Raw genomic sequence first — 23,549 nt, forward strand, 5'->3', positions numbered from 1 at the left:
TTTCGTCTCAACCGAGGCGCGCATTCTACGCTTTCCTCAGAACCTGTCAAGCGTTTATTTTGAAGTTTTTACTAGCGCTTTCTTTCGAAAGCCAACAACTTCAACAACTTACCGCTTGCCCCGAAGCGTTCATCGCTGCGAGGAGGCGAATAATACGCCCTTTGAAATCAGAGTCAACACCTTGTTCTGAAAAACTTTTCCATCAACGTTTTGCCCCTACCTGGCAACTAATGAAAGCGCAGTGGATCTGTAAAGAAACACACCACGGAGCGTAGCGGCCATGAGCAATGGGCAAAGCGAGAAAACCCCCGGCCTCTCGGCAGATGAAGAGCAGGAGGTCAGCCACAGCCAACCACCGCGGGCGGCACTGCTGCACGAGATCATTCGCTACCAGGGCGACCAGGAACTGGAACGTACACTTGGCGCGTTGTGGTGGTCGGCACTTGCCGCCGGCCTGTCCATGGGGCTGTCGTTGATGGCCATGGGGCTGTTCTACGCCCGCCTGCCGGAAGGCGCTGGTGCCCACGTGATCGCCAGCGTCGGCTATAGCGCGGGCTTTCTGGCCGTGATCCTGGCCCGCCAGCAACTGTTCACCGAAAATACGCTTACCGCCGTGCTGCCCGTCATGACCTCCCCTACGCTGGCCAACTTCGGGCGACTGTTACGTCTCTGGGGCGTGGTGCTACTTGGCAACCTGGCAGGTACCCTGCTGGTCGCCTGGGTGATGCTGGAACTGCCGATCTTCGACAGCAAGACCGATGTGGCTTTCCTGGAGGTGGGCCGCAAGGTAATGAAGAACGACATCAGCCAGATGTTCGCCAAGGGCATCGTCTCAGGCTGGATGATTGCCACCATGGTCTGGATGATCCCTTCAATGGAGCACGCCAAGATCTGGATCATTCTGATGATCACCTACCTGATGGCCCTTGGCGATTTCACTCATATAGTGGTGGGGTCAGTCGAAGTGTCCTACCTGGTGTGGGCTGGCGACGAAACCTGGAGCCGCTTCTGGCTGGAATTTGCACTGCCGACGCTGGCGGGCAACATCATAGGCGGCAGTTTCATCTTCGCCCTGATCAGCCATGCACAGGTGCGCAGTGACAGTGGCAAACCACCCTCGCGGCTTCTAAAGGATGACGAGGCCCTCCCTCCGCGCAGTTCGGACGAGCGCAAGTGATACTCAGCGCACCGCTACGGTTCGCTCCTGCCCCTGGCACAGCGGGACTCACAGGCCGGGCTGCCCCCACTCTGCACGCCATCCGGTGAGTCCAGCCTGGCCGGCCAACATCAGGAGGAACCATAAGGCGCCCCCAAGCAACAGGAAAGCCTTGATGCCCCCTCGGTGATCGAATCAACCGTGAATTGGCTTGCAAGGTCATTTCTCGCCGATGAAGCACTGTTCGACAATATTCATGGGAATTATGCGATGAACGGTACATCAGCGGAAGAATATGAGCATTATGGACAACCGCAACGGCAAAGGGCTTTCATTCGTCAAGCGCATCTACCTGCCGCGTGTCGTCGGCCTGGGAATCGGCCTGTTCACTGTCATGGCGGCCATTGCGCCGCTGTCGCCACCCACCTGGATGTGGCTGCTGGTACTGTTCAACGGTTTGTTGTGGCCGCACGTGGCCTACCTGTGGGCTGCCCGCTCGACAGCGCCCTACCAGGCAGAGCAGCGTAACCTCCTGCTGGACTCGCTGATGGGCGGGTTCTGGGCCGCCGCCATGCACTTCAATCCGCTGCCCAGCGTGACCGTACTGTCGATGATGACGATGAACAACGTCGCCGCCGGCGGAAAGCGCATGGTCTTTCGTGGGGGGCTGGCGCAACTGGCTGGCATGCTCGTCGCTCTCCTGCTGCTTGGCCCTGGCTTGCAATTGACCGCCACGCCCCTGCAGGTCCATGCGTGCCTGCCAATGCTGACGCTGTACCCGCTGACCTTGGGCTGGGTGTGCTACCAGCTTGCGATAAAGCTGGGCGACCACAAGCGCCGCCTGAGCGCCCTGAGCCTCACCGACAGCCTGACCGGGCTGTACAACCACGGCGCCTGGAAGGACCTGCTGCTGCTGAAGTTCCAGGTTTGCAAGCAGCAACAGGGGCACGCGGTGATTGCCCTGATCGACATCGATCACTTCAAGACCATCAACGACACCTTCGGCCATGTGGTCGGTGACTGTGTATTGCGCCAGCTCAGCGCTGAGCTGCGGCGAAGCCTGCGCGAGGGCGACCAGGCCGGACGATACGGCGGCGACGAGTTCTGTGTGATCCTGCCCGAAACCAGCCAAGCTCAGGCCTGCCAAGCCATGGAGCGCCTGCGCGAACGGGTTTCCAGCTACCGCAACCCGCAGCTACCGCACCTGCGCATCAGCCTGAGTATCGGCCTGTCGCCCTTCGAAGCCAACCTCGAGTCCCCCGAGCATTGGCTCGAACAGGCGGACAAGGCGCTGTATATCGCCAAGCACGCTGGCCGCGATCAGGTCAATTTTGCCCCCGGTCAAGCTGCCGCGCTCAGGCTGGCCTATCCTGATTGAACCTCCTTCCTGACTGCCTGGCGGGAGGTTGCCTGAAGGAGCCGCTCGCGCATGGCCAGGACCGCCAAGCTTCCACCCGCTAGCCCCACACCACGCTTTCAGGTGCGCCACCTTATTACCGGTTTCAGCGCAGTGTTCGGCCTGGCCTGCCTGGTCATTCTCGGCGCTCTGTTCAATATCGCTACCACGCTCGACCAGCAGGAACGCCAGCGTAGCGCCTTCCATGCGAACCAGGCGCTGGAACAACGGCTGCTCGCCTCACGCCAGTTTCTGTCCAGCTATGCCGTATGGGATGCAGCCTTCGAGCACCTGGCGGGCCAAGTCGACTGGCAATGGGCCTACGAGGAAAAGAACGTAGGCGAGTCGTTGTACAGCGCCAGCGGCTACGAAGGGGTGTTCGTAGTGGAGAACGGCCGCACCACCTATGCCTTGTTCAAAGGCCAGCCCAGCCAGGCAGGTGCCAACACCTATATAGATACCCCCCTACAGCCGATCATCGAACAGGCCCGCGCGGCGGCAACTTCACGCGAGCAGGTCACCCGTTTCGTATTGTTCAATGGCTGGCCGGCGGCACTCAGTGCAGCTGCTGTGCGCCCGGACCGGGAGGTAACCGACAGCGAGGTGAGCCAAGCGCCAGTGATGCTGTTCATTGATCAGCTCACCGAAAGCAAACTGGCGCAGTTGGGCAACGGCGCTGGCCTGACCGGCATGCACGTGGAAAAGGAGGATATGCAGGATCACAGCCACCTGCGTATAGAGCTGGGCGAAACCGGTTACCATCTGACCTGGAACAGCCCGCTGCCGGGGCGTCAACTGTTGTGGGCAGTGTTGCCGACACTATTGGGCGCACTGCTGATACTTGGGCTGGTGATGCTGTACCTGTTTCGCCATGCCTTGCGCAGTTCCCGAGCGATCGGCCTCACGCTCGTGCACCTGCAACAGAGTAACCAGGCCCTGGAGGCTAGCGAACAGCGTTTCCGCGCGGTGGCCGAGTCGGCGTCCGACTGGATCTGGGAGACCGACCGGCAACAACGCCTGACTTACCTGTCGCAGCGCTTCGCCAACGTCACCGGCTACCCGGTAGACGGCTGGCTGGGTCACCCGCTCAACCAATTGCTGGCCTGCGATACCACGCCGCTGTCACCTTGGCTGGACACCCTGGCTACCGCAGACCCGCAGCAATTGGCCAACCTGCGCTGCACTTACCGCGACCAGAATGGCCAGAACCGCTACTGCCGGATATCCGCCCGTGCTATCTGGCGCAATGGCAAGGCCATCGGTTTTCGGGGTACCGCCAGCGATATCACCGACGAAGTCGATGCCCACGCGCGCATCCAGCACCTTTCGCTGCACGACCCACTGACCGGGCTGGCCAACCGTAACAAGCTCGCCAGGCATTTGGAGCAGGCCTTGCTGCGCGGCAGTGATTCGCCGCCGCTGACCTTGTTGCTGCTGGACCTGGACAACTTCAAGCCGATCAACGACTCGCTCGGTCATGCCGCCGGAGATGCCGTGCTGCAAGAAGTGGCAACGCGCCTGCGTGACACCACCCGCGATGGCGACCTGGTCGCGCGTCTGGGCGGCGACGAGTTCATCCTGGTACTCAACGGCATGGACAACAGCAGCGAGATCGACCGCTTCTGTGCGCGCCTGATCAGCCTGCTGCAGCAACCCATCGTCTTCGACAGCCAGCCTCTGCACATTGGTGCCAGCATTGGCATTGCCCAGACGCGTAATCAGGGCTTCGATGCAGGCGAGCTGATCCGCTGCGCCGACATCGCCCTTTACCAGGCCAAGGCCGATGGAAAGAGCACATGGCGTTACTTCGTTGCCGAAATGAACCAGCAGATCCAGTACCGTCGCCAGTTGGAGAACGACCTGCGCCGGGCCCTGCGCAATCAGGAGTTCGAGTTGCATTACCAGCCGCGCTATCGCCTCGAGGACCTGCGTATCGTCGCAGTCGAGGCCTTGGTGCGCTGGCAGCACCCACAGGAAGGGTTGCTGGGGCCGGACACCTTCATCCCGTTGGCCGAGCAGAGCGACATCATTGTTGCGCTGGGCCGCTGGGTGCTGCGCGAAGCTTGCCGCACTGCCCATGACTGGCCGGCCGATGTGCTGGTTTCGGTCAACCTGTCGCCTGCGCAGTTCTTGCGCAGCGATGTGGTAGCCGACGTACGCGAAACCTTGCTCGACACGGCCTTCCCCGCCCAACGGCTGGAACTGGAAATTACCGAGAACGTAATGCTCAATGACATCGAAGGGGCGCTAGGCACCATGCTGTCGCTCAAGGAGCTCGGCGTGCGCCTGAACATGGATGATTTCGGCACTGGCTATTCTTCGCTGGGCTACCTGCGTACCTACCCGTTCGACAGTATCAAGATCGACAAGCGCTTCATCAGCGGCCTGAACAACAACGGCGGCAGCGACCGCGCAGTGGTCCAGGCCATCATCAACCTGGGCGAGGCGATGGGGCTGACAGTGACAGCCGAAGGCGTGGAAAGCGAACATCAACTCAAGGCGCTGGAAAAGGACCGCTGCCATGAAGTGCAAGGCTATTACCTGAGCAGGCCACTGGACAGCGCAGGGTTGGCGGCGTTGTTGCACCAAACATCCCAAAGCACAGCACAGCCCTAGCAGAAGCAGCCTTGTGCTACTGCGACACAGACCGGGTGTGCTGCTGCAGGCTGCGCTGCGCCACGATCTCGGGCAGATCACACCGGCGCAGGTAGGCGCGCAGCGGTTCACCAATGTTCAAGCGTTCATCCACATGCTGATCCAGCAACAGCGAAAGCCGTTCGCGGCACAGCGCCATGCGCTGTCCTCCTTCAGGCCGCCAGACAAACTCGCTGCAGGGGGTGATACTGGCGTCGGCCACGTCCATGCCAAACGCGTCCTCGGAGAAACGCACGATATGAACACCGCGCTTGCCGTGAAAACCGACAAAGCCCTTTAGCTGATCGGCGGCGTTGCAGATATCCTGGGAAGTGATGGCCATGACGTAACCTCGCAATGAAATCGGAAGATACGCACGCCTGGCGGGAGAGGGGTTGCCTCTGTCGGGCAACTCACAGCGGCAGCCTAACGCAACTGGCGGGCCGTTCGCCAAGTTTTTCGTGTTTGCCCAACGTTGTCGGCGAACTCAAGCGGTACTGCCTTCTCCACACGACCAGGCTGTACCGCTTCAAAAATTTCATTTCTGTCTATTGAGGCAGCACCATCACTGCGGGTCGCGGTCCTCGTGCACCTGCACACTCGCCGTCATCCCCGCACTCAAGGTCAGCCCTTCCGGCACCTGATCCAGGCGAATCCTCACCGGTATGCGCTGGGCCAGCCGCACCCAGTTGAAAGTCGGCTCTACCTCCGGCAGCAACTGGCTGTCCGGATTGCTGTTGCGGTCGGTGATGCCGCGGCTGATGCTTTCCACGTGCCCCTGCATCGGTTCACCCGCACCCATCAGCCACACTTTCACGGTGTCCCCTACGCGAATACGCGGCAGCTTGGTTTCCTCGAAATAGGCCTGGATGTAGAACGTCGAATCATCCACCAGCGCCATCACCGATTCCCCGGTGTTCACATAGTTGCCTTCGGCCAGACGCAAATTGGTGATATGCCCGCTGCGCGGGGCCCGCACTTCACTGCGCGCCAGGTTGATCTTGGCCACCTGCAACTGCGCCTCGGCTTCATGCAACTCGCCACGGGCGATGGCAGCATTGATCTGGGCGTTTTCACGCAACTCGGCACTGATCGCCTCTGGCCCCAGGGCAGTACGCCGGGCTGCTTCACGCTCGCGCAAGCGCAGTTGCTGGGCGCGGGTCTCGGTCACCGCGCTAGCCTGATCGAACGCGGCCTGGAAGCGCTCGCGGTCAATACTCATCAACAGGTCGCCAGCCTTGACCTGCTGGTTGTCATGGACCTTCAGCTCGCGTACCCAGCCAGACACATCAGGCGCTATCACCACCACATCGGCGCGCACACGGGCATCGCGCGTCCATGGGGTGAGCATGTAGTACTGCCACAGCTGGTAGCCGGCCAACACGGCCAGGGCCACCACACACAGGGTCACCAGAGTACGTACGGCCGCACGCATCGAAACACTCCTTTATAAAGTTCCCAGCAGGCGTACCACCAGGAACAACACACAAACGAACAGCGCCGCGTCGAACAGCGCCTCATGCCAGATCCAGCGCCCCAACGGCGTGGCATGCACCACCAGGCGCAGCAGGCCGGTAAGCAGCAGCGCCAACAAGACATAAAGCAGAAACGGGCTGAGCAGCACACCGCCCACTTCCCACTCACGCAAACCCATGGGTGTCCTCCTGCCAGCGGCACCATTTGCCCCAGCTCTTCTGCAATTGCAGCACCGCCCCCTCGGCCAGCCGCAGCGGGTCGCTGGCTGGCAGCCGACGCAACGCTGCAATGAACTGCTCACTGGCAGCATCCAGCCGCTGCCCACGCCCGGCAGCCGGCCCTTTGGCCAACACTGCCTCCACTTGTTGAAGGTACTCGCGCTCGGCCGGCCCCAAAGGGGCCTGGGCGACCGCCAGGCACATGCGCAGGTGCACCAGTTCGTCGCCGATATCCAGCCCGTGTAGGCCGTCATCCCAGCGTTTGCGTTCACCTTCCGGTAATTCACTGGCATGCCTCGCCAGTTGCATCAGCCGGTCAGCCATGCGCCCGCCAAACCAGCTGTCAGCCCCGCGCAGATCGCGCCGAGTCAAGCGCACCAGGTCGTTCTGCGTTGCAGCACGCAAGCGCCGGCCCAGCCAGGCCGGGTGGCGGAACACCAGTAAGCGGAAGGCCATGACCGCTGCCGACACCCCCACCAGCATGGCCAGTGCACTGTTCAGCATGGTCGCCACGCCGAACTGCATGGCGTTGAGCGGCGACACCAGCACAATGAAGTGCAGACAATAGGAAGTGGCCGTAGCCCCGGTACGCGGATGGGCCATACCCAGTGCACCTAGAAACAGCGGCACGCCCATGCCCAGGCAGAGCATGGCGAAACTGCTCCATTGCGGCAGTATGATCTGCCCGACCAGAAACGCCGCCGGTACCGCCAGGAATATCCCGCGCAGGAAGCTCAGGCCGATCTGTGCGCCGTTCTCGCGACTGGCGAACAGGCTGCAGACCACGCAGGTCAATATCAATCCACCCGGGGCAGAAGGCCAGGCCGTGGCCAGCCAGAAGCCACTCATTACCAAAAAGGCCAGCGCGCTGCGCGAGCCGAACAGCAAGGCCAGCGACCAGTCACGGTGCGCGGCCAGCCCCTGGGACACGTCCTTGGGCGCCCTGCCCACCTCCACATCCTCAAGTGCCTGGGTGGCGGCCATGGCATAGTCCAGCAGCAGGGCCATGCGCGCCAGGCAGAAGTGTTCCGCTGAACTGATCTGCTCATCGTGTGCGGCATCCCAGATACGCTGACGCAACAACAACAGGCTGGGCTGGTCGGGTTGATCCAGCAGCGCACGCACTTCCTGCAACCAAGGCGTCAGGTGCTCGACCTCACGCTCATCCAGTTGCCGCCACTGGCGGCGCACCGAACGGGAAATCCGCAGCAGCACCATCAGTTTCTGGCTAAGGCCACGAATGGCACGGGCACGTTGGCGCCCGCGATTGCCCTCGAACCAGGCATGTTCACGTTGGCTGTCGATGGCGACGATGCGTCCCAGGCTTTCCAGCAGGCCTTTGCGCGCCTCGTCCTCTCCGCCCAGCATGGCTCTGGCGGCCTGCAGGCCGTTCTGCCAGGCCTGCCGCGCCTGCCCGCCCAGTTGCTGCTCGACCCGCATGGGCCAGAGCAAGGCACTGCTGGCTGTTGCGCAGAAAATACCCAGGCAGATCTCGGTACAGCGAGCCACGGCCTGGTCGAATACCTGCAGTGGATGGTCGATTGCCGGCAGTGCGATGATCGCTGCGGTGTAGCCGGCCAGCACGAAAGCATAGGCCCAGGCGCTGCGCAACTGGGTGGACGCGGCGGTACACAGGGCCAGCCACAGCGCCAAGGTAAGCAAAAACAGCCAGGGGGTCTGGGCGAACAGGCCGATGAACAGCACCGACATGACTGTGCCGACCAACGTGCCGGCCAACCGCGCCAAGCCTTTCTGCACCACCATGCCCGATAGCGGCTGGGCGACGATGAAAGCAGTCATCAATGCCCAGGAGGGTTGCTCCAGCCCCCAGCGCATTGCCAGCCACAACGCCAGGCCGCCACCGAGCAGGGTCTTGATGGCAAACTTGAGGGCGAGGCTGCTGGGAGCGAACAGGGCCTGAAAGGTGATGGGCACGAGGCGGACCTTGCGGGGAATGGTCTTACTGAAAAGATAGACAATGGTGGGAAGAATAAAGCGGAAACGATTAATTAGCTAGCTAATCATGTTTATTCGATTGCAGATTCGCCGCCGCTGCAAAAGGGGCCGACTCGGGCAATATAAAAAATGCAGGCAAAAAAATGGGCGACCGAAGTCGCCCTAAATGCCTTGCGTGCTCGTGTACCCGGAAGGTCAGCGCGGCTTGCGCTTGTTCGAGTCCTTCCAGATGAAAATGCCCAGACCGGCAAAGAAGGCAACCATCAACCCGACCGTTACCACACCGGCGATAACCACATTGTCGAAGAACATGCTGGCCTCCCCATTCGTTTGCCGTTGTCCGATGGGTGCAAGTTAACCAATGTGGAGGCGCGAAAAATTGATCAGCGTCAATGGCGCCCGGGGCCGGGCACACGAGGGGGGCGCAGGGTTGACCTGCGTCAAGTTTCAACGCTTCTTCGGCTTGCCCTTGGGCTTCTTTTTCTTGGTGGTACTCAATGGCAGGGCCTGCTCGAAAGCATTGCGCATTTCGTTCAGCCGCTTTTCCTTGAGGTCGTGGACGCGCTTGGCGCGTTCGGCCTCGAAATCAATGAGGTTGTCTTGGCTCATGGGGGGGCTCGACGATCAACAGAGAATTGCATGATGAAGCCAGGCGCAGGCGCTGACCAGCCCCCTTATCAGACTTCGATGTCCACCAGCAGCCCTTGGCGTACATGCTCGCCCATCAATGGCGCTACCGGCACGGTGTTGTCGGCATTGACCTCGTCACCCGGGACGGCATCGTAGCGCTCGTGCTCGCCCTTTTGCCGGCGTTGCTGCTGGCGGCGCTGTTCATCGCGCAGCAACAATACCTGCTCTTGCGGGTCGCGCTGGCGCTTGAGGTCAATGGCACTTTCGCCGGATGCAGGCTGCGCCGGCACCACCGGTTTGATGTCTGGGGTTGGTTTGACCGGGTCCTGTTGCGAGGTGACCGGGGCGGCACTGAGCGGAATGATCGGCGGCAGCATGGACGTTCTCCTATGCCCCCTGTATCGGCAGGCGCAGCTTTACCTTGATGTCATGGGCAACATTTACTCGGCTTCGTCACCAGGGTCGTCGTCGCCTGGCGGGCTGGCCTCGCTCCAGGGCCGCTTGTACACCTGCTGCCAAACTGCATCCATATGATCGCGCAATACCTGCGGCGCGGCCTTCAGCGAAGCGCTGTCCTCGCGCTCACCACCGACCGGTTCCTCCCCCGCCGGGGTGATCAGCGACTGGCCGGTAATGGTGTAAATGGCCTGCCCTTCACGCATCTCGAGGGCGATATCATGCGGGTCGATACCGCCGCCGCAGAACGCATGGCTGGCCACCGTTACCTCGGCCACGCCATTCTTGTTCAGGTCGCTGACATCACTGACGTCATTATAGAAGTCCACGTCCAGGTCCAGCCCCGGGCAGGTGGTTTCCTGCTCGATCTGCCAGCGCGCCTTGAAGGTGTCGTTCTCGGCCGTGCGCCCGTACAAGGTGGCCTTGAGCACCACCCTGTCCACTTCCTGTTCGCTTTCAAGGTCGCTGGCCTGACCATCGCTGCGGCTCAGAACCAGCAGCCCTTCTCCATCAACGTCACGAAAGTGCACACTCTTTATCGGCGTCTGCACGCCCAGCACCTCAAGCTGCTCCATCGGGATGGGGGGCAATGTCTCAAAGTTTTTCTGCTCACAGGCGCTCAGCAGCACCAGGCTGCCTACGGCTATCGAAGCGCTGATCCAGCGGTGCTTGGCAGACATGTTGATCCGGAGCCCTCGTCGGCGACCCTGTGCAGAGCGATGAAACGACTAGACTGTGCCTTTCGATACTTTTCGGTGCTATCGGCACTTTGGTCTGATCGGCCGATCCGTTAACATAATCGGCTTTTTCACCGCGGGAGTTCAGGCAGTATGGCGCAGCAGTATCAACCGGGGCAACGCTGGATCAGCGACAGCGAAGCAGAGCTCGGCCTGGGTACCATCCTGGCGCAGGATGGCCGCCTGTTGACCGTGCTCTACCCGGCCACTGGCGACACCCGCCAGTATTCCCTGCGCAACGCGCCGCTGACCCGCGTGCGCTTCTCGCCAGGTGACCAGATCACCCACTTCGAGGGCTGGAAGCTGACAGTGCGCGAGGTCGAGGACATCGACGGGCTGATGGTCTACCACGGCCTGGACGGGCAGAACCAGCCCCGCACCTTGCCCGAAACCCAGTTGTCGAATTTCATTCAGTTCCGCTTGGCCAGCGACCGCCTGTTCGCCGGGCAAATAGACCCACTGTCGTGGTTCAGCCTGCGCTACAACACCCTGCAGCACACCAGCAAGCAGATGCAGTCGGCACTGTGGGGTTTGGGCGGCTGCCGCGCACAGCCCATCGCCCACCAACTGCACATCGCCCGCGAAGTCGCCGACCGCAGCGCCCCGCGCGTTCTGCTGGCCGACGAAGTGGGCCTGGGCAAAACCATCGAAGCCGGCCTGGTCATTCACCGCCAGTTGCTGTCGGGTCGCGCCAGCCGCGTACTGATCCTGGTGCCGGAAAACCTCCAGCACCAGTGGCTGGTGGAAATGCGCCGGCGCTTCAATCTGCAAGTGGCGCTGTTCGACGCCGAGCGCTTCATCGAAAGCGACGCCAGCAACCCGTTCGAGGACGCCCAACTGGCGTTGGTTGCCCTGGAGTGGCTGGTCGACGACGAAAAGGCCCAGGACGCGCTGTTTGCCGCTGGCTGGGACCTGCTGGTAGTCGACGAAGCCCACCACCTGGTCTGGCACGAAGACCAGGTCAGCGCCGAATACGGCCTGGTCGAGCAACTGGCCCAAGTGATCCCGGGCGTACTGCTGCTCACCGCCACCCCCGAGCAGCTTGGCCAGGACAGCCACTTCGCCCGCCTGCGCCTGCTCGATCCCAACCGCTTTCACGACCTGGCCGCTTTCCGCGCCGAGAGCGAGCACTACCGCCCGGTAGCCGAGGCGGTGCAGGAACTGCTCGACGAGGGCCGCCTGTCGCCCAAGGCCCACGCCACCATCCAGGGCTTCCTGGGTGCCGAAGGCGAAGCCCTGCTGGCTGCGGTCAGCGACGGCGACACCCAGGCCAGCGCGCGGCTGATTCGCGAGTTGCTGGATCGCCACGGCACCGGCCGCGTACTGTTCCGTAACACCCGCGCGGCGATTCAGGGCTTCCCCGAGCGCCAGTTGCACCCCTACCCGCTGGCCACGCCCGAGCAGTACCGCGACCTGCCAGCCGGCGAGCACGCCGAGCTGTACCCGGAAGTTGCCTTCCAGGCCCAGGGTGAAGTAGCGGATGACGAGCGCTGGTGGCGTTTCGACCCGCGTGTCGACTGGTTGATCGACACCCTGAAGATGCTCAAACGCACCAAAGTGTTGGTGATCTGCGCCCACGCCGAAACCGCCATGGACCTGGAGGATGCCCTGCGCGTGCGCTCCGGCATCCCGGCCTCGGTGTTCCATGAAGGCATGAGCATCCTTGAGCGCGACCGCGCCGCTGCCTACTTTGCCGATGAAGAGTTCGGCGCCCAGGTACTGATCTGCTCGGAAATCGGCAGCGAAGGCCGCAACTTCCAGTTCGCCCATCACCTGGTGATGTTCGACCTGCCAGCGCACCCCGATCTGCTCGAGCAGCGCATCGGCCGCCTTGACCGGATCGGCCAAAAGCACACTATCCAGTTGCACATCCCGTACCTGCAGGACAGCCCGCAAGAGCGCCTGTTCCAGTGGTACCACGAAGGCCTCAACGCCTTCCTCAACACCTGCCCCACCGGCAATGCCCTGCAGCACCAGTTTGGCCCGCGCCTGCTGCCGCTGCTCGAAGGCGGCGATCACAAGGCCTGGGATACCCTGGTGGCCGACGCCCGCGGCGAGCGCGAGCGACTGGAAGCCGAACTGCACACTGGCCGTGACCGTCTGCTGGAGCTCAACTCCGGCGGTGCCGGCGAAGGTCAGGCGCTGGTCGAGGCCATTCTCGAACAGGACGACCAGTTTGCCCTGCCGATCTACATGGAAACCCTGTTCGACGCCTTCGGCATCGACAGCGAAGACCATTCGGAGAACGCACTGATCCTCAAGCCGAGCGAGAAGATGCTGGATGCCAGCTTCCCGCTGGGTGACGATGAAGGTGTGACCATCACCTACGACCGTGGCCAGGCGCTGTCGCGCGAGGACATGCAGTTCCTTACCTGGGAGCACCCGATGGTGCAGGGCGGCATGGATCTGGTGCTGTCAGGCTCGATGGGCAACACCGCCGTGGCGTTGATCAAGAACAAAGCGCTCAAACCAGGCACTGTACTGCTCGAACTGCTATTCGTCAGCGAGGTGGTGGCACCCCGCAGCCTGCAACTGGGCCGCTACCTGCCGCCGGCGGCACTGCGCTGCCTGCTCGATGCCAACGGCAACGACCTGGCGTCACGCGTGGCCTTCGAAACCCTGAACGACCAGCTCGAGAGCGTACCGCGCGCCAGCGCCAACAAGTTCGTCCAGGCCCAGCGCGATGTGCTGGCCAAGCGTATCAGTGGCGGCGAAGAGAAGATTCTGCCAACCCACATTGAGCGCGTGGCCGAAGCCCAGCGCCGCCTGGCAGCCGAGGCTGACGAGGAGTTGGCGCGCCTGGTAGCGTTGCAAGCGGTCAACCCGAGCGTACGTGACAGCGAAATCGACGCCCTGCGCAAGCAGCGCGAAGATGGCCTGGCGATGCTGGATAAAGCCGCCCTGCGCCTTGAAGCCATTCGCGTGCTGGTGGCTGGCTAAGACACATCAGGCCCGCTGCCCTTGAGGGGGCGGGCAGGCCCGCGAACACCTACGAAGCCGGTGACATCCACCGTGCTGGATGCTTCGCGGGTACCCCCGCGCCCCTAAGGCAAGCAATATTCCTGACTGCGATTACTGTAATAACCAAATCGTAGAAGTCATTGTGCCATTAGTCAGGAAGGCTTAAATAGTCCTTCCTATACTGCCTCTGGGCAGTCTGCACGGGTTGTAGCGCAGACGAGTGAAGACTCGACCAAGAGGCATTCCATGGAATGGCTGGGGCTACAACTGTTCGCCGATCTTCCCGCAACCGGGCGTATCGTCATCGACTGCCGTCATGAACCGCTCCTGGTTCTGCTCGCCTATTTCGTTGCTTGCGCGGCCTGTTTCGCCACCCTCGACATGGCCGAACGCCAGTCCCACAGCGACGACCCCACCGCCCACCGGCAATGGAACATGCTTGGAGCCTGCTGCCTGGCAGGCGGCATATGGGCCATGCACTTCATCAGCATGCTGGCCTTTCGGGCTCCGGTAGAAGTGCACTACGACCCATCCCTGACCATTCTTTCGCTACTCATCGCACTGGGCGTGGCCTGGCTGGCCATGCACAGCCTGGAACGAAGCAAGATGCGTGCGCCCCACTTTGTGCCAAGCGCAGCGCTGATCGGGCTGGGCATCATCCTCATGCATTTTGTCGGCATGGCCGCGATGGAAACGGGGGCCCGCCAGTACTACCAGACCGGCTTGCTACTTGCCTCTGCCGCCATTGCCCTGCTTACCGCCCTGACCGCGCTGTACCTGGCCCGCTACTTGCGCAATGGCAGCGGCACCCTGTACCAGACCATGAAATACGGCGCCAGCCTGCTGATGGCCGGCGGCATTGTCGCCACTCATTTCACCGCGATGTCGGCCATGACCCTGGTTATCCCTGCCGATACCGCACTGCGCCTGCCGTCTGGCGACAACAGCCTGCAGCTGGGACTGGGCATTGGCTTCATCACCCTGCTGATCAGTGGCGCCAGCATCAGCGCCGCACTGGCCGACAAGAAGTTGCAAAGCAAGGAGCACGACCTGCGCCGGGTCAGCGTACTGCTCAGCCAACTGGACCAGGCCCGCGCTTCGCTGCAGCAGGCGGCGAACTACGATGCCCTGACCAACCTGCTCAACCGCCGTGGGTTCAACCAGGTATTCGCCGATTGCCTGGTCGAACATCAGGCCAGCGCGAACCGCCTGGCCGTGATGTTCCTCGATATCGACCATTTCAAGCGCATCAACGACAGCCTCGGCCACGACGCCGGTGACGAACTGCTCAAGGTGATCGCCAACCACATCAAGGCTGCTACCCGCAGCCACGACCTGGTTGCACGCTTTGGTGGCGACGAGTTCTGTGTGGTCACCAGCCTGAACAGCCGCGACGAAGCCCGACACCTGGCCCAGCGCATCATGCAACGGATGAAAGAACCCATCGACCTTGGCGGGCGACGCATGGTCATGACCACCAGCATTGGTATAAGCATCTTCCCGGACGATGGCGGCACAGCCGAAGAGCTGCTCAAGCATGCCGACCTGGCCCTCTACCAATCCAAGGACAACGGCCGCAACAGCCTGAATTTCTTCAACGACAGCCTGAAGGCCCGCGCGTCGATCGCCTTGCAACTGGAAGAAGAGCTGCGCCTGGCCCTGCTCGAAGAACGCGGGCTGTGTGTGCACTACCAGCCGATCTTCGACCTGCGCAATGGGCAAGTGGCCAAACTGGAAGCGCTGGTACGCTGGCAGCATCCTCAACACGGCCTGCTCGGGCCCGACCGCTTTGTCGGCATTGCCGAAGCCAACGGCCTGATCATCGACCTGGACCTGTGGGTGCTGCGCCACGCCTGTGTCGACCTGGCACTCTTGCAGCGCCACGGCTATGGCAAGGTCAAGGTCACGGTCAATTGCTCGGCAGTCACCCTCAGCCACGATGAACTGCCCAACGAAGTTGAAAAGGCGCTGTTCCACGCCGGCCTTGCGCCGCACCACTTGGAGCTGGAGGTGACCGAGAACGCCCTGGTGGGCGATATCCAGCGCACGGTCAGCCTGCTCAAACGCGTCCGGGCCTTGGGGGTGGCACTTTCGATCGACGATTTTGGTACCGGCTACTCGTCACTGGCCTACCTCAAGCGCCTGCCGCTGGATGTGCTGAAGATCGACCGCACCTTCCTGCAGGATGTACCAGGCAACCAGAAAGACCGCGAAATTGTCCAGGCAATCATCGCCATGGCGCATACCCTGCACCTGCAGGTAGTCAGCGAGGGCGTGGAAACCGCCGAACAGCAGGCATTCCTGGAAAGCCATGGCTGCGACTACCTGCAGGGCTACCTGTTGGGGCGCCCCGTTCCGCTGACCGAGTTGCGGCCACTGCTAGAGCGGTCGCAGCACCAGAGCCGCCGGATTACACCTTGTTGCGATACAGCTCTACCAGGGTCGCCGGATCTTTTTGCAGGTAACCCTGGCTACCGTGCAGCCGCATCAGTTGCGCGGCAAGGCCACTGAGTGGCGTTGCCGAGCCTTGCTCGCGGGAAAACTTGACCGCGCCATCAAGGTCCTTGAGCAGCGTGCGTACGTGCCACTTGATTGGCTCGAAGCGGCTCTCTGCCATTTGCGGCGCAAGAATCTGCAATGGCTTGGAATCGGCAAAACCACCGGCCAGCGCTTCAGCGATCAGCGTCGCGTCCACGCCCGACTGTTCGGCCAGTGCCACCACCTCTGCAATTACCAGGGCATTGCACGCTACGATCATCTGGTTGCAAGCCTTGGTCACCTGGCCAGCGCCTACTGCCCCCATATGTGTCACGCGCTGACCAAGCACCTGCAGTACCGGGCGCGCACGCTGCAAGTCGGCCGCTTCACCGCCAACCATGATCGCCAGCGTGCCCGCCTCGGCACCGGGGGTACCGCCAGATACCGGTGCATCCAGCCAGGCCATGCCGCACAGTGCTGCCAGTTCGGCAGCCATTTCACGGGTGGCGGTGGGTTCCAGGCTGGAGAAATCGATCAGCAACTGGCCGCTGCGACCGCCCTGGGCAACGCCTTGCTCGCCGAACACCACTTCACGCACCACCGCCGTGTCGGCCAGGCAGAGTAGAACCATGTCGCTGTCACGGCACAATTCGGCCGGGCTGCCGGCCAGGCGCGCGCCAGCAGCGACCAGGGCGGCGCACTTGTCCGGGCTGCGGTTCCAAACCGTGAGCGGATAACCCGCTGCCAGCAGGCGGCGGCACATGGGCAGGCCCATCAGGCCGATGCCGGCGAATCCAAGCGAAGGTCGTGCAGTGCTCATCGATAAACTCCTGACTGATTGGAACATTTCCCAGGCTGGCGACGGTCCCGGTGGCGCCTGGCAGAACGATGGCCACATTACGCATCCCGTAAACTGTTACCGCCACGCCGAATTGTTACTTCCCTCTACCCGCCTTGATTACTTTCAAGCACCAAAACGGAGCTGATGCGTACTTTTGCGCACCAAAAAAGATCACGCCTCTTCCTGGCACTTCACCTGAATCACGATGAACGGTGAAACCACCACCGCCCAGATCTCTGGGTCGCGGCTTTGCAGGTCCAATGCCTGCTCGGCCGACACCGGCCCAACAGTGCCATCACTACGCCACTTGGCGAAGATCTCGCTGCGATTCTCGGCCATCGCCTCGGCAACGGCGATCAGGTCAAGGCTGGGGTCGACCCAAATCAGGTCACCCTTGGCCCAAAAACGCTCCAGCGCCTTCCACTCGATGATTGCCGTCTCGCCAAGCAATTTGGCATAGAGGGTGCTTGTTTGATCAGTCATGGGTGGTATCCGCAAAAAATCGGTCAATAAAAAGGCCGGCATTTTTGCAGAAAAACCCGGTTTCAAATATGTAATTTGGTCGATTGGCCCCGAAGTTGTGGGACGGGGCCGCAGATGCAGGCAGTTTGATGGCGCCTTTCTGTATCTTTCTGTCGATCAAGCGACAACGCAGGAAAGACGCACTTTTCGACCGCTTTTCAAGCGCTCGAACAGCGCTCTACACTGTACCGGTACAGTTCCGGGACATGTTCCGGGGGAAGGTGGGCTAGCGCGTTGGCATGGCCACGCCGCAAATCCCGCCCGGTCTGTAGCCCTGGCCGCCAGGACTATAAGAATTACAACAGAATGAGTGGAGCACTATGATCAAGATTTCCAAGCTGTTCGCCGCAATGGTTCTGGCCGGGGTAGCCAGCCATTCGTTTGCCGCCGATACCATCAAGATCGGGATTGCAGGTCCCAAGACCGGCCCTGTCACCCAGTATGGCGACATGCAGTTCATCGGCGCCAAGCAAGCCATCAAGGATATCAACGCCGCAGGCGGCGTAGATGGCAAGATGCTCGAAGCCAAGGAATACGACGATGCCTGCGACCCTAAACAGGCCGTGGCAGTCGCCAACAAAGTGGTCAACGACGGCGTCAAGTTCGTGGTCGGCCACCTGTGCTCCAGCTCCACCCAGCCAGCGTCCGACATCTACGAGGACGAAGGCGTGATCATGATCACCCCCGCCGCCACCAGCCCGGAAATCACCGCCCGTGGCTACCAGCTGATCTTCCGCACCATCGGTCTGGATAGCGCCCAGGGCCCGGCTGCCGGCAACTACATCGCCGACCACGTCAAACCGAAGGTCGTTGCCGTTCTGCACGACAAGCAGCAGTACGGTGAAGGCATCGCCACCGCAGTCAAGCAAACCCTTGAGAAGAAAGGCACCAAAGTGGCCGTCTTCGAAGGCCTGAATGCCGGTGACAAGGACTTCTCCTCGATCATCCAGAAGCTCAAGCAGAACAATGTCGACTTCGTCTACTACGGCGGCTACCACCCAGAGCTGGGTCTGATCCTGCGCCAGGCTCAAGAGAAAGGCCTGAAAGCCAAGTTCATGGGTCCGGAAGGTGTGGGTAACGACTCCATTTCGCAGATCGCCCAGGGCGCTTCCGAAGGCCTGCTGGTCACCCTGCCGAAGTCGTTCGACGCTGACCCGGAGAACAAGAAGATCGTCGACGCCATCAAGGCTGACGGCAAGGACCCAAGTGGCCCGTTCGTATTCCCCGCCTACTCGGCTGTCGAGTTGATCGCTCAAGGCATCAAGAAAGCCGGTTCCGAAGATACCGACAAGGTGGCCAAAGCCATCCACGAAGGCACCTTCAAGACCCCGACCGGTGACCTGTCGTTCGACGATAAAGGCGACCTGAAAGACTTCAAGTTCGTGGTCTACGAATGGCACTTCGGCAAGCCGAAGACCGAAGTCTCCCCTCAGTAACTGCGTGACTAATAGCTGACCTACGAGCCCACTGTGCGAGCAGTGGGCTTCGTTTTATGAGGTTCATGGGCCCCTCCCCGCGATCCGGGGGCGGGCTCACCTGAAAATCTTAAAACCGTCACCCGCGGTTTCCTGGCCGTACCCCTGCCAGTGAAATGCAAATCAGGTTTTTAGGAGCGCTGTAATGCCTGAGATCTACCATTTCTTCCAACAACTGGTTAATGGATTGACCATCGGCAGCACCTATGCCTTGATCGCCATCGGCTACACGATGGTGTACGGCATCATTGGCATGATCAACTTCGCCCACGGCGAGGTGTACATGATCGGTTCCTACGTGGCCTTCATCGCCCTGGCGGGCCTGGCCATGATGGGTATCCATTCGCTGCCGATCCTGATGACCGTCGCCTTCGTCGCGACGATCTTCGTCACCAGCGCCTATGGCTACAGCATCGAACGGGTTGCCTACCGCCCCCTGCGCAACAGCAACCGTCTGATCCCGCTGATTTCCGCCATCGGCATGTCGATTTTCCTGCAGAACACGGTCTTGCTTTCGCAGGACTCCAAGGACAAGTCCATCCCCAACCTGATCCCCGGGAGTTTCTCCTTCGGACCAGGCGGTGCTGAAGAAGTACTGATCAGCTACATGCAGATCCTGGTGTTCGTCGTCACCCTGGTGGCCATGACACTGCTCACCCTGTTCATCTCTCGTTCCCGCCTGGGCCGCGCCTGCCGTGCCTGTGCAGAGGACATCAAGATGGCCAACCTGCTGGGCATCAACACCAACAACATCATCGCCCTCACCTTCGTCATCGGGGCCGCCCTGGCTGCCGTGGCGGCCGTGCTGCTGAGCATGCAGTACGGGGTGATCAACCCCAACGCCGGTTTCCTGGTGGGCCTGAAAGCCTTCACCGCAGCAGTGCTGGGGGGCATCGGCAGTATTCCGGGCGCCATGCTCGGTGGGCTGGTGCTGGGTGTAGCCGAAGCGTTTGGCGCCGACATCTTCGGCGACCAGTACAAGGACGTAGTGGCATTCGGCTTGTTGGTTCTTGTCCTGCTATTCCGGCCGACCGGCATCCTGGGCCGCCCGGAGGTTGAAAAAGTATGAACAGAAATCTCAAACAGGCGTTCTTCAGCGCCTTGCTGGTCTGGGCCGTGGCCTTCCCGGTGCTGGGCCTGAAACTGAGCATCGACGGCATCAGCCTGGTCGTGCACAGCCAGGGCTCGTTCACCATCAGCATCATCGCCGTGTGTTCGGTGCTGATGTTCCTGCGCGTGTTGTTCGACAAGCAGTGGAGTTCGGTGATGGGCCGCCGTTCGGATCGCAAGCTGATCCCCCCGGCAGTCAGTAACTACCTCACCCTGCCCAAAACCCAGCGCTATGTCATCATCGGGTTGATCGTGGTGGCACTGGTATGGCCGTTCTTCGGCTCTCGTGGTGCGGTCGACATTGCCACGCTGATCCTGATCTACGTGTTGCTGGGCCTGGGCCTGAACATCGTGGTCGGTCTGGCGGGCCTGCTCGACCTCGGCTACGTGGGCTTCTATGCCGTCGGGGCCTACAGCTACGCGATGCTCTCGCATTATCTGGGCTGGAGCTTCTGGGTGTGCCTGCCGATTGCCGGCCTGATGGCTGCCACATTCGGCTTCCTGCTCGGCTTCCCGGTGCTGCGCCTGCGCGGTGACTACCTGGCGATCGTGACACTCGGCTTCGGCGAGATCATCCGCCTGTTCCTGCGTAACCTCACCGACTGGACCGGCGGCCCCAACGGCATCAGCAACATCCCCAAACCGGAACTCTTCGGCCTGACCTTCGAACGCCGTGCAGCCGAGGGCATGCAGACTTTCCACGAGTACTTCGGGCTGCCATACAACTCGATCAACAAGGTCATCTTCCTGTACCTGGTGGCTCTGCTGCTGGCCCTGCTGGCGTTGTTCGTGATCAACCGCCTGCTGCGCATGCCGATCGGTCGTGCCTGGGAAGCACTGCGTGAAGATGAGATCGCCTGCCGTGCACTGGGCCTGAACCCGACCGTAATCAAGCTCTCGGCATTCACCTTGGGCGCCTGCTTCGCCGGTTTCGCCGGCAGCTTCTTCGCCGCGCGCCAAGGCCTGGTGACGCCGGAGTCGTTCACCTTCATCGAGTCGGCGATCATCCTCGCCATCGTCGTGCTTGGCGGCATGGGCTCACAACTGGGCGTGATTCTCGCGGCCATCGTGATGATCCTGCTGCCAGAGCTGATGCGTGAGTTCAGCGAATACCGGATGCTGATGTTCGGTGCGTTGATGGTGTTGATGATGATCTGGCGTCCGCAAGGCCTGCTGCCTATGCAACGTCCACAGATGGAGCTGCCCCGATGAGCCGCGAAATTCTGCAAGTCAGCGGCCTGAGCATGCGCTTTGGCGGCTTGTTGGCGGTCAACGGCGTGGGCCTGACCGTCAAGGAGAAACAGGTAGTGGCGCTGATCGGCCCGAACGGCGCCGGCAAGACCACCGTGTTCAACTGCCTGACCGGCTTTTACAAGCCCAGCGGCGGCACCATCCTGCTCGATGGCCAGCCGATCCAGGGCCTGGCCGGCCACCAGATTGCCCGCAAGGGCGTGGTGCGAACCTTCCAGAACGTGCGCCTGTTCAAGGAAATGACCGCGCTGGAAAACCTGCTTATCGCCCAGCACCGCCACCTCAACACCAACTTCTTCGCCGGCCTGTTCAAAACCCCGGGTTTCCGCCGCAGCGAGAAGGAAGCCCTGGAGCGTGCGCAGTACTGGCTGGAGAAGGTCAACCTTACCGAGTTCGCCAACCGCACCGCCGGCACCCTTGCCTACGGCCAGCAGCGTCGACTGGAAATTGCCCGCTGCATGATGACCCAGCCACGCATCATCATGCTGGACGAACCTGCCGCAGGCCTTAACCCGAAAGAAACCGAAGACCTCAAGGCCCTGATCGCCTACCTGCGTGAGTCGCACAGCGTCACCGTGCTGCTGATCGAGCACGACATGAAGCTGGTGATGAGCATCTCTGACCATATCGTGGTCATCAACCAGGGCACCCCCCTGGCCCACGGCACGCCGGAAGAGATCCGCGATAACCCTGATGTGATCAAAGCCTACCTGGGGGAAGCGTAAATGCTGAAGTTTGAAAACGTTTCCACCTTCTATGGCAAGATCCAGGCGCTGCACAGCGTCAACGTGGAGATCAACCAGGGCGAAATCGTCACCCTGATCGGCGCCAACGGTGCCGGCAAGTCGACCTTGCTCATGACCCTGTGCGGCTCGCCGCAGGCGCACAGTGGCAGCATCAAGTACCTGGGTGAAGAACTGGTCGGCCAGCCGTCCTCGCACATCATGCGCAAAAGCATCGCCGTTGTGCCGGAAGGCCGCCGCGTGTTTGCCCGCCTGACCGTCGAGGAAAACCTGGCAATGGGTGGTTTCTTCACCGACAAGGGCGACTACCAGGAGCAACTGGACAAGGTGTTGCAACTGTTCCCGCGCCTGAAGGAGCGCTACATGCAGCGTGGCGGCACCATGTCCGGCGGCGAGCAGCAAATGCTCGCCATCGGCCGGGCGCTGATGAGCAAGCCCAAGCTGCTGCTGCTCGACGAGCCTTCGCTGGGCCTGGCGCCGATCATCATCCAGCAGATCTTCGACATCATCGAACAGCTGCGCCGCGATGGCGTGACGGTGTTCCTGGTGGAGCAGAACGCCAACCAGGCGCTGAAGATCGCTGACCGGGCTTATGTGCTGGAGAACGGTCGGGTGGTGATGCAGGGTACGGGGGAAGCACTGTTGACCGACCCGAAAGTGCGCGACGCGTACCTGGGGGGTTGAATGAAAAAGGGCCTTCGGGCCCTTTTTTCTGCCTGCAGGACGTGTATCGTGGCCAGCTCTTTGGCAAAGATTCCCCGGAGCCCGCCCCATGCGCCTCACCCCTACCCTGCTGCTCAGTGCCCTGCTGCCCCTGTTCGCTGGCTGCCAGTTACTGGCCGAGCAGCCCCGTGACCCGAACATCGGCACCACGCGCATGCAGGGCGAACTGAGCGCCAATGGCGGCCGCCTGTTGTTCAAGCCCTGCAGCGAAGCACGCCGCTTCGTGATCAATGACGTCGCCGGCACCGGCATCCTGCCGGAGGCCGCCAACCTGGCCAAGGACGCCAACGCCAAGTTGTTCGCCGACGTGCGTGGTCGCCTCACTGGCGCCAAGCAGGCCGACAACGACGGCCAGCTGGAGGTCAGCCGCCTGTACCGCCTGGAACCCTCCACCCGCGCTTGCGACGACCCCAACTTCAAGCAGCTGACCCTGCGCGCCAACGGTCATGAACCGGACTGGGACATCAAGGCCAGCGGCAAGGGCATGGTCATCGAGCGAATCGGCCAGCCCCCCCTACCCTTGCCGTTCCTGGAAGAAGAAGTACCCGGTGGTGGCTTGACCCTGACCAGCGAAGCCAACGGCCAGCACGTGGAACTGTGGGTCGCTCCGCAGCGCTGTGCAGATATTGCCACTGGCGCCATCCACCACCTGCGCGCCGAACTGCGCATCGACGGCAAGACCTTGCAGGGCTGTGCTTACTACGGCGGCGCACGCGACAACTGATCACCGGGCGTTTTTATCCTGCCAGTAGGGGCAGCGAACAGCTTATACTTGGCGGTTTGTGT

General features: G+C 61.7%; 22 protein-coding genes. 12 read left to right on the plus strand and 10 right to left on the minus strand.

Features of this window, described 5'->3' with window-relative positions; all coding sequences use genetic code 11:
• The 4 genes from ACF8EA_RS25265 to ACF8EA_RS25280 all read left to right on the plus strand — a co-directional run.
• Window positions 1-190 (plus strand): hypothetical protein (locus ACF8EA_RS25265; protein ID WP_392523653.1); only part of this gene is annotated, 190 nt, incomplete at its 5' end.
• Between the two features lie 90 nt (window positions 191-280).
• Entirely contained in the window at window positions 281-1,177 is an 897-nt protein-coding gene (locus tag ACF8EA_RS25270) for a formate/nitrite transporter family protein (protein WP_274119341.1), read from the plus strand.
• Between the two features lie 283 nt (window positions 1,178-1,460).
• Window positions 1,461-2,534, plus strand: coding sequence for a diguanylate cyclase (locus ACF8EA_RS25275; protein ID WP_392523714.1), 1,074 nt, complete (start codon window positions 1,461-1,463; stop codon window positions 2,532-2,534).
• Between the two features lie 51 nt (window positions 2,535-2,585).
• Window positions 2,586-5,168, plus strand: coding sequence for an EAL domain-containing protein (locus ACF8EA_RS25280; RefSeq protein ID WP_103470081.1), 2,583 nt, complete (start codon window positions 2,586-2,588; stop codon window positions 5,166-5,168).
• A gap of 16 nt (window positions 5,169-5,184) precedes the next feature.
• Here the strand turns inward: ACF8EA_RS25280 and ACF8EA_RS25285 are convergent, their stop codons facing one another.
• The 8 genes from ACF8EA_RS25285 to ACF8EA_RS25320 form a co-directional block, all read right to left on the minus strand.
• The gene (locus ACF8EA_RS25285) at window positions 5,185-5,529 is read right to left on the minus strand and encodes a DUF2025 family protein (RefSeq protein WP_021785854.1); all 345 of its coding nucleotides are present in this window, start codon (window positions 5,527-5,529) and stop codon (window positions 5,185-5,187) included.
• Between the two features lie 222 nt (window positions 5,530-5,751).
• Window positions 5,752-6,621, minus strand: a complete 870-nt coding sequence (locus tag ACF8EA_RS25290; protein ID WP_021785853.1) for an HlyD family secretion protein — start codon at window positions 6,619-6,621, stop codon at window positions 5,752-5,754.
• Window positions 6,622-6,633: 12 nt separating this feature from the next.
• A complete protein-coding gene (locus ACF8EA_RS25295; protein ID WP_012051433.1) occupies window positions 6,634-6,840 on the minus strand; it encodes a DUF1656 domain-containing protein in 207 nt (68 codons plus the stop codon).
• On the minus strand, window positions 6,827-8,815 hold the full coding sequence (locus ACF8EA_RS25300) for an FUSC family protein (RefSeq protein WP_103470082.1): 1,989 nt from the start codon (window positions 8,813-8,815) through the stop codon (window positions 6,827-6,829). Before ACF8EA_RS25300 ends, ACF8EA_RS25295 begins: the two co-directional genes overlap by 14 nt.
• Window positions 8,816-9,031: 216 nt before the next feature.
• Window positions 9,032-9,148 carry a cytochrome c oxidase subunit CcoM gene (gene ccoM / locus ACF8EA_RS25305; protein ID WP_003254862.1) on the minus strand — a complete coding sequence of 39 codons (117 nt, stop codon included), beginning with the start codon at window positions 9,146-9,148 and terminating at the stop codon, window positions 9,032-9,034.
• A 135-nt stretch (window positions 9,149-9,283) separates the two neighbouring features.
• On the minus strand, window positions 9,284-9,445 hold the full coding sequence (locus ACF8EA_RS25310; protein WP_021785851.1) for a hypothetical protein: 162 nt from the start codon (window positions 9,443-9,445) through the stop codon (window positions 9,284-9,286).
• A gap of 68 nt (window positions 9,446-9,513) precedes the next feature.
• A complete protein-coding gene (locus ACF8EA_RS25315; protein ID WP_021785850.1) occupies window positions 9,514-9,843 on the minus strand; it encodes a hypothetical protein in 330 nt (109 codons plus the stop codon).
• Window positions 9,844-9,906: 63 nt separating this feature from the next.
• Window positions 9,907-10,602, minus strand: a complete 696-nt coding sequence (locus tag ACF8EA_RS25320) for a M949_RS01915 family surface polysaccharide biosynthesis protein (RefSeq protein WP_325950486.1) — start codon at window positions 10,600-10,602, stop codon at window positions 9,907-9,909.
• A 150-nt stretch (window positions 10,603-10,752) separates the two neighbouring features.
• Here ACF8EA_RS25320 and rapA point away from each other — a divergent pair, with 150 nt between their 5' ends.
• Both rapA and ACF8EA_RS25330 read left to right on the plus strand, forming a co-directional pair.
• On the plus strand, window positions 10,753-13,599 hold the full coding sequence (gene rapA / locus ACF8EA_RS25325; RefSeq protein ID WP_103470083.1) for an RNA polymerase-associated protein RapA: 2,847 nt from the start codon (window positions 10,753-10,755) through the stop codon (window positions 13,597-13,599).
• A gap of 267 nt (window positions 13,600-13,866) precedes the next feature.
• Entirely contained in the window at window positions 13,867-16,131 is a 2,265-nt protein-coding gene (locus tag ACF8EA_RS25330) for a putative bifunctional diguanylate cyclase/phosphodiesterase (protein ID WP_392523655.1), read from the plus strand.
• Here ACF8EA_RS25330 and ACF8EA_RS25335 read toward each other — a convergent pair.
• Together ACF8EA_RS25335 and ACF8EA_RS25340 are read right to left on the minus strand one after the other, a co-directional pair.
• On the minus strand, window positions 16,031-16,918 hold the full coding sequence (locus ACF8EA_RS25335) for an NAD(P)-dependent oxidoreductase (RefSeq protein WP_392523657.1): 888 nt from the start codon (window positions 16,916-16,918) through the stop codon (window positions 16,031-16,033). The two genes, ACF8EA_RS25330 and ACF8EA_RS25335, sit on opposite strands and share 101 nt — an antisense overlap.
• Window positions 16,919-17,110: 192 nt before the next feature.
• Window positions 17,111-17,422: a DUF2288 domain-containing protein gene (locus ACF8EA_RS25340; protein ID WP_021785845.1), complete on the minus strand. Its 312-nt coding sequence runs from the start codon at window positions 17,420-17,422 to the stop codon at window positions 17,111-17,113.
• Between the two features lie 359 nt (window positions 17,423-17,781).
• On the opposite strand from ACF8EA_RS25340, the gene ACF8EA_RS25345 reads away from it, so the two are divergent.
• The 6 genes from ACF8EA_RS25345 to ACF8EA_RS25370 all read left to right on the plus strand — a co-directional run bounded on the left by ACF8EA_RS25345 (window position 17,782) and on the right by ACF8EA_RS25370 (window position 23,487).
• A complete protein-coding gene (locus ACF8EA_RS25345; protein WP_021785844.1) occupies window positions 17,782-18,897 on the plus strand; it encodes a branched-chain amino acid ABC transporter substrate-binding protein in 1,116 nt (371 codons plus the stop codon).
• 184 nt (window positions 18,898-19,081) lie between these two features.
• Window positions 19,082-20,005: a high-affinity branched-chain amino acid ABC transporter permease LivH gene (livH, locus tag ACF8EA_RS25350; protein WP_008097482.1), complete on the plus strand. Its 924-nt coding sequence runs from the start codon at window positions 19,082-19,084 to the stop codon at window positions 20,003-20,005.
• The gene (locus tag ACF8EA_RS25355) at window positions 20,002-21,258 is read left to right on the plus strand and encodes a high-affinity branched-chain amino acid ABC transporter permease LivM (RefSeq protein WP_101196506.1); all 1,257 of its coding nucleotides are present in this window, start codon (window positions 20,002-20,004) and stop codon (window positions 21,256-21,258) included. Before livH ends, ACF8EA_RS25355 begins: the two co-directional genes overlap by 4 nt.
• Window positions 21,255-22,022: a high-affinity branched-chain amino acid ABC transporter ATP-binding protein LivG gene (gene livG / locus ACF8EA_RS25360; protein WP_021785842.1), complete on the plus strand. Its 768-nt coding sequence runs from the start codon at window positions 21,255-21,257 to the stop codon at window positions 22,020-22,022. Before ACF8EA_RS25355 ends, livG begins: the two co-directional genes overlap by 4 nt.
• Window positions 22,023-22,724: an ABC transporter ATP-binding protein gene (locus ACF8EA_RS25365; protein WP_021785841.1), complete on the plus strand. Its 702-nt coding sequence runs from the start codon at window positions 22,023-22,025 to the stop codon at window positions 22,722-22,724.
• An 88-nt stretch (window positions 22,725-22,812) separates the two neighbouring features.
• The gene (locus tag ACF8EA_RS25370) at window positions 22,813-23,487 is read left to right on the plus strand and encodes a COG3650 family protein (protein WP_084850151.1); all 675 of its coding nucleotides are present in this window, start codon (window positions 22,813-22,815) and stop codon (window positions 23,485-23,487) included.
• Window positions 23,488-23,549: the final 62 nt, after the last annotated feature.

The sequence above is a fragment of the Pseudomonas sp. YQ_5 genome (genome assembly GCF_043103305.1).
Classification (GTDB): domain Bacteria; phylum Pseudomonadota; class Gammaproteobacteria; order Pseudomonadales; family Pseudomonadaceae; genus Aquipseudomonas; species Aquipseudomonas putida_Y.